This window comes from Mesorhizobium sp. M7A.F.Ca.CA.004.04.2.1 (assembly GCF_004022825.1).
Classification (GTDB): Bacteria; Pseudomonadota; Alphaproteobacteria; order Rhizobiales; family Rhizobiaceae; genus Mesorhizobium.
This window is the reverse complement of sequence record NZ_RZPH01001492.1, coordinates 1-960: the sequence shown is the minus strand read 5'-3', so window position 1 is coordinate 960 and position 960 is coordinate 1. Positions and strand designations below refer to the sequence as shown.

Here is a 960-nt window from a genome sequence, read left to right as displayed (position 1 = left end):
CCATAGAGCAGCCGGATGTCCCAGATCAGCTTCAGCTTGCCGGCCGCGCGCAGGATGACGATGTCGAACTGCCCGTCGGTCAGTTCCGCATCCGGCGCGATCATCATGCCGCCGCCGAAGAACTTTCCGTTTGCCACCGCCACCAGCGCCATGCGCGCTTCGACGGGGACGCCGTCGTCGACCGTGATGCTGACCTCCTGGAAGCGGTAGCGGATGAACTCGACCACGGTGCGCCACAGGAACAGCGCCTTGGCCGACATCCTGCCCTTGCGCTTGTCGGCATTGACGGCGCGGTCAGTGGCGCCGGAAAGCCCCAGGCTGGCGATGTTGATGAAATGCCGGCTGGCCAGCGCGCCGTGATCGTCGACGTAGCAGATGCGTCCGGCATCGACCTTGCGGGGCGTGGCTTCGGCGATCCGCTTCAGCACGGCATCGACCTTTTTCGGCAGCCCTAGCCCACGCGCGAAATCGATGCCGGTGCCGCATGGCAAGAGCCCAAGCTCGGTGGTCCGGCCGCTTTCCCTGGCCGCTTGCAGCAGCCCGTCGGCCACTTCGCTGGCGGTGCCGTCGCCGCCGGCCGCGATCACCAGGTCGAAGCCAATCATCGCGAGATCGATTGCCAGCCTTTCGGCGTCGCCTTCCGCTTGCGTCTCGCGCAGTTCGAATTCGCCGAAATGCTTTTTCAGCGACACGGCGACATCAGGCCAATGCCGTTTCAGCCGGCCCCCACCGGCAATCGGTGTGAGAACCCAGAAAACGTTAAAAGAACCGCAAGCCCCGGAGAAGGAAAGGAAGGGAAGAGAAGGGGAAGGAAGGGAAGACCGAAACGGGAGGAAGGGAAAGGAAGAAGGGAAGAAGAGGAGGAAAAGAGGGGAGGAAAGGAAAAGGGAGGGAGAAAAGAGGGAGAAAAGAGAAGAAAGGGAGAAAAAGGAAGAAGGAAAGGCCACAGGACCCGGACCC

General features: G+C 62.5%; 2 protein-coding genes. One reads left to right on the top strand and one right to left on the bottom strand.

The annotated features are described in order from the left end of the window. On the bottom strand, positions 1–737 hold a 737-nt coding region (locus EN893_RS35640), incomplete at its 3' end, for a diacylglycerol kinase family protein (protein WP_164901473.1). 4 nt (positions 738–741) lie between these two features. Here EN893_RS35640 and EN893_RS38455 point away from each other — a divergent pair. Beyond that, positions 742–960, top strand: a 219-nt coding sequence (locus EN893_RS38455; RefSeq protein WP_164901472.1) for a hypothetical protein, incomplete at its 3' end; no start/stop codon positions are given.